Origin of the sequence: Streptomyces sp. SID14436 (assembly GCF_010548465.1) — a bacterium.
In the GTDB taxonomy this organism is placed as follows: Bacteria; Actinomycetota; Actinomycetes; order Streptomycetales; family Streptomycetaceae; genus Streptomyces.
In genome coordinates this window covers 1-8,534 of the sequence record NZ_JAAGMD010000769.1, presented here as the reverse complement: position 1 = coordinate 8,534, position 8,534 = coordinate 1, and the positions used below count along the sequence as shown (strand labels likewise).

8 protein-coding genes are annotated in these 8,534 nt (G+C 73.6%); 6 read left to right on the top strand and 2 right to left on the bottom strand.

Annotation, left to right across the window (positions count from 1 at the left end):
• Together G3I53_RS28030 and G3I53_RS28025 are read left to right on the top strand one after the other, a co-directional pair.
• Positions 1 to 1,054, top strand: a 1,054-nt coding sequence (locus tag G3I53_RS28030; protein WP_164438905.1) for a PI-PLC domain-containing protein, incomplete at its 5' end; no start/stop codon positions are given.
• 210 nt (positions 1,055 to 1,264) lie between these two features.
• Entirely contained in the window at positions 1,265 to 2,344 is a 1,080-nt protein-coding gene (locus G3I53_RS28025) for an adenosine deaminase (protein WP_031102027.1), read from the top strand.
• On the opposite strand, the gene G3I53_RS28020 is transcribed toward G3I53_RS28025, so the two are convergent.
• Together G3I53_RS28020 and G3I53_RS28015 are read right to left on the bottom strand one after the other, a co-directional pair.
• On the bottom strand, positions 2,326 to 2,841 hold the full coding sequence (locus G3I53_RS28020) for a DinB family protein (protein WP_031102028.1): 516 nt from the start codon (positions 2,839 to 2,841) through the stop codon (positions 2,326 to 2,328). The genes G3I53_RS28025 and G3I53_RS28020 overlap by 19 nt on opposite strands.
• Before the next feature lie 46 nt (positions 2,842 to 2,887).
• Positions 2,888 to 3,796, bottom strand: coding sequence for a LysR substrate-binding domain-containing protein (locus G3I53_RS28015; RefSeq protein ID WP_164333911.1), 909 nt, complete (start codon positions 3,794 to 3,796; stop codon positions 2,888 to 2,890).
• A 138-nt stretch (positions 3,797 to 3,934) separates the two neighbouring features.
• On the opposite strand from G3I53_RS28015, the gene mgrA reads away from it, so the two are divergent.
• From mgrA to G3I53_RS27995, 4 genes are all read left to right on the top strand, one after another.
• A complete protein-coding gene (gene mgrA, locus G3I53_RS28010; RefSeq protein WP_164333912.1) occupies positions 3,935 to 4,927 on the top strand; it encodes an L-glyceraldehyde 3-phosphate reductase in 993 nt (330 codons plus the stop codon).
• Positions 4,928 to 5,192: 265 nt separating this feature from the next.
• On the top strand, positions 5,193 to 5,603 hold the full coding sequence (locus G3I53_RS28005; RefSeq protein WP_164333913.1) for a hypothetical protein: 411 nt from the start codon (positions 5,193 to 5,195) through the stop codon (positions 5,601 to 5,603).
• 58 nt (positions 5,604 to 5,661) lie between these two features.
• Entirely contained in the window at positions 5,662 to 7,992 is a 2,331-nt protein-coding gene (locus G3I53_RS28000) for an FHA domain-containing protein (protein WP_164333914.1), read from the top strand.
• A gap of 8 nt (positions 7,993 to 8,000) precedes the next feature.
• Positions 8,001 to 8,534: hypothetical protein (locus G3I53_RS27995; RefSeq protein WP_164438904.1), on the top strand; the 534-nt coding region annotated here is incomplete at its 3' end.

Genomic DNA, 8,534 nt, shown 5'->3' with positions numbered 1-8,534 from the left:
GCCCTGGACCGTCACCCCGGTGGGCGCCGACCGCTTCACCCTCGCCGCCCCGGGCACCGGCCACCGCCTCGCCGTCGCCCCCAAGCCCGCCGGCGCCGTCCACCCGGCCCCGCTCACCGTCGGCGCCGGGCCGGACGACCTCGCCACCTGGTACCTCACCCCGGCCGGGCCCGTCACCGCCCCGATGCCGCCCCCGGACCGCCGCACCCTGGACCAGGTCACCTTCCTCACCGCCCACAACGCCTACGCCAACGGCGTCGACGGCGGCTTCGCCCCGCCCTTCGTCAACCTCTTCCCCAACCAGACCCGGGGCATCGAACGCCAACTCTCCGACGGCGTCCGCGGTTTCATGCTGGACATCCATCAGACCCCGGACGGTGCGATCCTCTGCCACAACAGCTGCACCCTGGTCAGCCGGCCCGTCGCCCTGTGGGTCGACCTCCAGCGGATCGTGGACTTCCTGCGCTCCCACCCCGACCAGTTCGTCACCGTGTTCCTGGAGGACTACGTCGACCAGGAGGTGCTCCGCGCCGAACTCGCCCGCGTCGACGGCCTCGCCGACGTGCTGTACCGGCCCGACCGGACCGGCGTCCGGGAGAACGGCTGGCCCACCATGGCGGAGCTGACGGCCACCGGGAAGCGGCTGCTGATCTTCACCGACCGCACCCGCGCGTCCGACGCGGCCGGCGGCGTCACCCGGGACACCTTCGGCGTGATGTACCAGCGCGAGTGGACCGTGGAGAACTACTGGTCCATGGGCTCGGGAGCCGGCGCCTCCGACTGGTCCTGCTACAGCCGGTGGTACGACGCCGGGACCACCCTCCCGCTCACCCGCACCGAGCCCGGGTTCCGCCCGCTGTTCGTCATGAACCACTTCCGCGACGTCCCGCTCACCTCCACGGCCGGCACGGACAACGGCAAACTCGCCGACCGCGCCCGCCGGTTCTGCGAGCCGGCCGCCCGCAAGAAGCCCACCTACCTCGCCGTGGACCACTACGACCGCGGCAACCCGGCGGCCGCCGTGGCCGAGCTGAACACCTACACGTACCCGTAGCCGCACCCCGGCCGGTCACCGCCGGCAGGGGGCCGGGTCCACGGCCCCCTGCCGGCGCCGGTGCGGCACCCGCCACCGCGCACGCACGGACTGGCGCATCCATGGGTTTTACGTATAACCTCTCCGGTCGACCGGCAGCCGCTGGGACCTGCTCCAGCCCGCCGCACGCCCCACCCGCACGCCACCGACCGCCGAGGAACGACCCCGCTCATGACCGCGTCCCGCATCACCCCCGACACCGTCCGCCGTCTGCCCAAGGCGGTGCTGCACGACCACCTCGACGGCGGTCTGCGCCCCGCCACCCTGGTGGAGCTGGCGGACGGTGTCGGCCACACCCTGCCCACCACCGACCCGGACGAGCTGGCCGCCTGGTACGTCGAGGCCGCGAACTCCGGCGACCTGGTGCGCTACATAGCCACCTTCGAGCACACCCTCGCCGTCATGCAGCACCGCGAGGGCCTGCTGCGCACCGCCGAGGAGTACGTCCTCGACCTGGCTGCCGACGGGGTCGTCTACGGCGAGGTCCGCTACGCCCCCGAGCTCATGACCCGGGGCGGGCTCACCCTGCCCGAGGTCGTGGAGGCCGTGCAGGAGGGGCTCGCCGCGGGCATGGCCAAGGCGGCGGCCGCCGGGACCCCGGTGCGCGTGGGGACGCTGCTGTGCGGGATGCGGATGTTCGACCGGACGCGGGAGATCGCCGGCCTGGTGGTGGCGTACCGGGACGCCGGTGTCGTCGGCTTCGACATCGCCGGCGCCGAGGACGGGTTCCCGCCCGCCGACCACCTCGCCGCCTTCGAGCACCTGCGCCGCGAGAACGTGCCCTTCACCATCCACGCCGGGGAGGCCCACGGGCTGCCCAGCATCCACCAGGCCCTCCAGGTGTGCGGCGCGCAGCGCATCGGGCACGGCGTGCGCATCACCGACGACATCCCCGACCTGGCGGAGGGCAAGCTGGGCCGCCTCGCGGCCTGGGTCCGGGACCGGCGGATCGCGCTGGAGATGTGCCCCACCTCCAACCTCCAGACCGGCGCGGCCACCTCGATCGCCGGGCACCCCGTCACCGCGCTGAAGGACCTCGGCTTCCGCGTCACCGTCAACACCGACAACCGGCTGGTGTCGGGCACGACGATGACCCGGGAGATGTCCCTGCTGGTCGAGGAGGCCGGCTGGACCGCCGAGGACCTGCGCACGGTGACGGTGAACGCCGTCAAGAGCGCCTTCCTGCCCTTCGACGAGCGCAACGCGCTCCTGCGCGACGTGGTGCTCCCGGGCTACGCCTCCGTCGTCTGAGGCAGCCCGCGGACGTAGGCGGCCTGTCCGACGTGCTGGAGGTCGTCGGACAGGACGCTGACCAGCCGGACGCCCAGGCTCACCGGCGGGTCCCACCGCTCGTCGACGATCCGCTCCAGGTCCTTGGCGGTCAGGGACCGCAGGGCCGAGAGGGTCTGCGCGTGCACGGCGTCGTGGTAGCCGGTCAGCAGGTCCGCGGAATCGACCCGCACCTTCGCGACCTTCGCCGGGGTGTGGCCGTAGCCGGTGTCGTGGCGGGGCAGGCCGAGCCCGAACCGGTCCGCCCACCCCTCGGACAGCCACACCTGGTCCAGTCCGAACGCGTCGGCGACGTGGTCGTCCTGGACCCGGGTGAGGTGCCAGACCAGCCAGGCGGGGGAGTTGGCGCCGGGGGCGGGCCGGGCGTTGAGCCCCTCGGGGCCGAGGCCCCCGACGGCGGCGTGGACTTCTTCCCGGACCCGGCCGAAGCCGTCGATGAGGATGTCCTTGGCATGCATGGGTCCAGCCTCGCGCATCCGCGCGCGGGGCGCGGCCCGGACCGCGTCATCCGGTGCCGTCGCCGGAGTCCCCGCCGCTCCCGTCGCCCAGCAGGGCCATCAGGGCCCGGGCCGCCGGGCTGGTGGCCCGCGGGGACGGCGCCAGGGCGACGGTCTCGTAGACCGCCTCGCCGGTGCCCTTCAGCGGCAGCGCGGCCAGGCTCTCGCGCTTGTGCCGGAAGTGCCGCGGCACGACGGCCACCCCCAGGTCCTGGTCGACGAGGTCCAGCAGGCTGTGCACGTCGTTCACCTCCAGCGCGACCGTGCGCAGCACCCCGGCCGCGGCGAACGCGGCGTCGGTGGCCCGGCGCGGCCCCCAGTCGGGGTGGAAGTCGACGAAGACCTGTCCGGCCAGGTCGTGCGGGGTCACCGGCGCCCCGGACCGGGCGAGCCCGTGTTCCGGATGGCAGAGCACGGTCATCGGCTCGCTGGTCAGCGGGACCGACCGCAGGTGGTCGCCGTCCCCCTCGGTCCGGTACGCGAAGGCGAGGTCCAGCCGCCCCGTCGCGACCTCCTCCGCGAGTGCGGCCGAACCCCACTGGCGCAGCCGGATCTCCACGTCCGGGTGGCGCCGCCGGAAGGCGGCGAGCAGCTCCGCCACGTGCACCCCGGCGATGCACTGCTCGGTGCCCACCGCGAGCGTCCCGCGCAGCACGCCCTGCACCGCGGCCACCGCCTCGTGCGCCGCCCGCACCTGTGCCAGGATCCCCTGGGCCTCGGACAGCAGCGCCCGCCCGGCCTCGGTGAGCGTCACCCTGCGGGTCGTCCGGACGAACAGCGGGGTCTGCAGCTCCCGCTCCAGCGCGCGGATGGAGGCCGAAAGGCCCGACTGGGAGACCATGAGCCGTTCCGCCGCCCGGGTGAAGTGCCGGTCCTCGGCGACGGCGACGAAGTGCTGGAGGTGGCGCAGTTCCATGATTGAGAAGCCTAACCGCTGAATCCCATCGGATTCTTCTGTTGGACTGCTGCCGCCGGGCCGGGACAGAGTGGACGCACGGTTCCACCGAACCGTCCGAACCTGCCCGATCCGTGTGCCAACCCCTCTGGAGTCGCGTTGTACACCCCGCACCCCGACCGTTACGCGGACCTGCCCTACCGGCGCACCGGACGCAGCGGTCTGAAGCTGCCGGCGCTCTCGCTCGGCCTGTGGCACAACTTCGGCCCCGACCGTCCGGCCGAGACCCAGCGCGCCATCCTGCGCCGCGCCTTCGACCTCGGCGTCACCCACTTCGACCTCGCCAACAACTACGGCCCGCCGCCCGGCGCCGCCGAGTCGGCCCTCGGTGAGGCGCTGAGGGAGGATTTCGCGCCGTACCGCGACGAACTGGTGATCTCCACCAAGGCCGGCTACCTCATGTGGCCCGGCCCGTACGGCGAATGGGGCTCCCGCAAGTACCTGCTGTCCTCGCTGGACCAGAGCCTGACGCGCATGGGCCTCGACCACGTCGACATCTTCTACTCCCACCGCTTCGACCCGGACACCCCGCTCGAGGAGACGATGGGTGCCCTGCACTCGGCGGTCCAGCAGGGCAAGGCGCTCTACGTCGGCGTGTCCAACTACTCGGCGGAGCAGACCCGCGAGGCCGCCCGGATCCTCGGCGAGCTGGGCACCCCGCTGCTGATCCACCAGCCCCGCTACTCGATGCTGGACCGCCGCCCGGAGGACGAGGGCCTGCTCGACACGCTCGACGAGCTGCGGGTCGGCTCGATCGCCTACTCGCCGCTGGAACAGGGGCTGTTGACGGCCCGCTACCTCGACGGCATCCCCGAGGACTCGCGGGCCGCGGGCGACAGCCCGTTCCTGAAGACGGACGCCGTCACCGAGGACCTGGTGGCCCGGCTGCGCACGCTCAACTCGATCGCCGGGTCCCGCGGCCAGGGCCTGGCGCAGATGGCGCTGGCCTGGGTGCTGCGCGGGGAGCGCGTCACCTCCGCCCTGGTCGGGGCCAGCAGCCCGGGTCAGCTGGAGGACAGCGTCGCGGCCACCCGCAACCTCTCCTTCGACGCGGAGGAACTGGAGCGCATCGACGCCGTCGTCAAGCAGTGACGTCGCGCCCGGGCCGCGGCCCGGGCGGACGGGACGGCGGGGGCCGTGCCACGCGCACGGCCCCCGCCGTCGTGCTCACGCGGAGACGTCACCCGGATCCGGGTGAATATGCCAGGAGACTGGCCGGAAACACATGGTGACAGTGTTTCAGTCGTGAACATACTCAGACTGAGAGCGCTTCACACCGCGCGACGGCGCCCTCACGCACAGCACGCGAGCCGGGCGGCCGGCGGAGCACGCGAGCCACGCAGCGGGGGAGACACACGTGCACGACGAATTCCTGTGCCACGTCACGGCCTACGGCGTCTGCGACGGACGCCGCATCGGAGTACCCCTGGGCACCTATCGGGCGCCCACCCTCGCCCTCGCCCTGTGGTGGCTGCGCGACCGCGCCTCCTGGATCGCCGAGCGCCTCGACCCGCAGCCGGAGGCCGAGCACTTACCGCCGGGCGCGCTCGTCCCCGTCCCCGACGGCGTGCCCGACGTACCCTCCACCCTGCGCGCCTGGTGCGGCGACGTCGCCCGGCAGCAGGAGATGGCCGACGCGCTGGCCGCCGGACGCATGGTCCGCGTCGCCACCGGTGACGACACCACCGAGTACGAACTGCTCGCCGAGTCCGTGGACACCCTGCGCATGCAGCGCGCCGCCCCGGTGCTCAGCATCCCCGTCGGCTGACCGCCCGGACGCCGCTCCACGCCGGGCACCCGAACGGACCAATCGGTAGAATCCAGGCATGGCGGAGCGATCGGCGGCACCCGAGCTCGTCCTGGAGACCGACACCGGATCCACCCGGATGACCCCGGTCCGCGACTACCACGTCGGACGCGACCCGTTGTGCGACATCGTCATCGACGACGCCCGGGTCTCCTGGCACCACGCGGTGCTCCGCCCCACGGACGGCCACTGGACCCTGCAGGACGAGCACAGCACCAACGGCACCTACGCCGACGGACAGCGCGTCGCCGCCCGCGACGTCGGCCCCGGCAGCGTCATCCGCTTCGGCAGCCCCGACACCGGACCCCGCGCCGTCCTCACCGACCCCGCGCCGCCCGCCCCGGAACGCCTCTCGGCCCTGTCGCACCCGGCCCTCACCGGCACCTACCGCCGGCCCACCGAGGTCCGGCCGCTGCCCGCCCGCACCATCCGCATCGGCCGCAGCGCCGACAACGACCTCGTCCTCGACGACCTCGTGGTCTCCCGGCGCCACGCCGAACTGCGGGCCCTGCCCGACGGCGGCTACGAGATCGCCGACCTCGGCAGCCACAACGGCACCTACCTCAACGGCGCGCCCGTCACCCGCGCCCCCGTCGGCCCCGGCGACATCGTCGGCATCGGCCACGCCGCGTTCTGCCTGGTCGGCGACGAACTCCAGGAGTACGTCGACACCGGCGAGGTCTCCCTGGACGTCCAGGACCTCACCGTCGCCGTCGACCGGGGCCGCAAGGTCCTCCTCGACCACGTGTCCTTCCCGGTGGGGGAGAAGTGCCTGCTCGCCGTGGTCGGCCCCAGCGGCGCGGGCAAGTCCACCCTCCTCAACGCCCTCACCGGCCAGCGCCCCGCCGACCACGGCACGGTCCTCTACGACGGCCGCGACCTCTACCGCGACTACGCCGAGCTGCGCCAGCGCATCGGCCTCGTCCCGCAGGACGACATCCTGCACGCCCAGCTCACCGTCCGCCGCGCCCTGTCCTACGCCGCCGAGCTCCGCTTCCCCCAGGACACCGCGAAGGCCGAACGCCGGGCCCGCGTCGACGAGGTCATCCGCGAACTCGGCCTGGAACAGCGGGCCGGCCAGCCCGTGCACAGCCTCTCCGGCGGACAGCGCAAGCGGGTCAGCGTCGCCCTCGAACTGCTGACGAAACCGTCCCTGCTGTTCCTCGACGAACCGACCTCCGGCCTGGACCCCGGCATGGACCGCTCCGTGATGCACATGCTGCGCGGCCTGGCCGACGACGGCCGCACCGTCATCGTCGTCACCCACAGCGTGCTGAGCCTCGACGTCTGCGACCGGCTCCTGGTCCTCGCCCCCGGCGGGCACATCGCCTACTACGGGCCGCCCGACGACGCCCTGGCGTACTTCGGCTTCGAGCAGTGGCCGGAGGCCTTCGAGGCGTTCGAACGCGACCGGGACCGCGACTGGGCCGGGGACTACCGCGCCTCCCCCTTCCACGGCCGCTACATCGCCGACGCCACCGAACAGCCCCCGCAGCCCCGGTCCGGCCCGGTCGTCATCGCCCCGCCGCCCCGCCCGCGCAGCCGCACCGCACAACTGAGCACCCTGGTACGCCGGTACGCGGCCGCGCTGAGCGCCGACCGCACCTTCCTCGCGATCATGATCGCGCTGCCGTTCGTGATGGGCGCGATGGCCCGCGCCCTGGCCGGCGGCGCCCTCACCCGGGAGACCGTCTCCAACACCCTGCTCATCCTGTGCGTCGGCGCCGTGCTCACCGGCGCCGCCAACGCCGTACGGGAACTGGTCAAGGAGCGCGCCATCCACCGGCGGGAACGGGCCGTCGGCCTGTCCAGATCGGCCTACCTGCTCTCCAAGATCGTCGTCCTGGGCACCGTCACCGTCCTCCAGGCCGTGGTCCTCACCCTGGTCGCCCTCCTCGGCGTCGACCTCAACGCGCCGGGCGGCGAAGGCGTCCTCATGCCGCCGCTGGTGGAGATCACGGTGGCCGTGGCGCTGCTGGCCTTCACCGCCATGACCCTCGGCCTCCTCGTGTCCGCGCTGGTGCGCAAGGAGGAGGTGACGATGCCGCTGCTGGTGCTGCTCGCCATCGTCCAGGTCGTGTTCTGCGGCGCGCTGCTGAAACTCGACGGCGTGCCCGGCCTCGAACAGCTCTCCTGGCTGGTGCCCTCCCGCTGGGCGCTCGGCGCGATGGCCGGCACCGTCGACCTCGCCAGGATGTCGCCCGGCGACCTGACCTCGGACCCGATCATGCGGCACTCCGTGGGCGTCTGGCTGCTCGACGTGGGGATGCTGGTGGTGCTGTCGGCGCTGTTCGCGTTCGGCGTCTCCCGGCTGCTGCGCCGCCACGAACCCGTCGTGATGCGGAGGTAGTCCCCCCGATGACCATGCCCGCCTTCCGGCCCACCCACGTCGTGCCGCGGCACGGCATGCCCGCCTGGGAGGAGCCCGATCCCTCCCGGCCCACCGCCGACCTCGACCCGCTGCTGCCCGTGCAGCTGACCGAGTCCCGCGGTGACTGGGGGCACGTGCTGTGCTCCAACGGCTGGTCGGCCTGGGTCGACGGCCGCCGCCTGCTCGCCGTCCCCGAGGACCCGCCCGCCGCCGACGCCCCGCCCGCCCGGACCGCCGACCCCCGGCCGCTGCTGACCCGCGTCGAGGAGGCCCTGGCCCGCTACCGGACCGCGGCCGACAACCTGGCGGAGGGCGGTCTCGACGGCGAGGCGTTCCGGCAGCGCACCCGCGGCCTGCGCGTCGGCATCGTCGTCGACGGCGACTCCGCCTGGCTCTACGACTCGGCCCACGGCCGCTGGCTCTACACCGACGGCGCCCACCTGCACACCTACGCCCCCGACGAGCCGCCGCAGGCCGTCCCGGACGCGGCGGGCACACCGGCCGCGCCGGAGGCCGCGGCG

Bases quoted from the DNA above. Each gene is read 5' to 3' on its own strand.
- G3I53_RS28025 (WP_031102027.1), top strand. From the start codon at position 1,265: ATGACCGCGTCCCGCATCACCCCCGACACCGTCCGCCGTCTGCCCAAG.
- G3I53_RS28020 (WP_031102028.1), bottom strand. From the start codon at position 2,841: ATGCATGCCAAGGACATCCTCATCGACGGCTTCGGCCGGGTCCGGGAA.
- G3I53_RS28015 (WP_164333911.1), bottom strand. From the start codon at position 3,796: ATGGAACTGCGCCACCTCCAGCACTTCGTCGCCGTCGCCGAGGACCGG.
- G3I53_RS28000 (WP_164333914.1), top strand. From the start codon at position 5,662: ATGGCGGAGCGATCGGCGGCACCCGAGCTCGTCCTGGAGACCGACACC.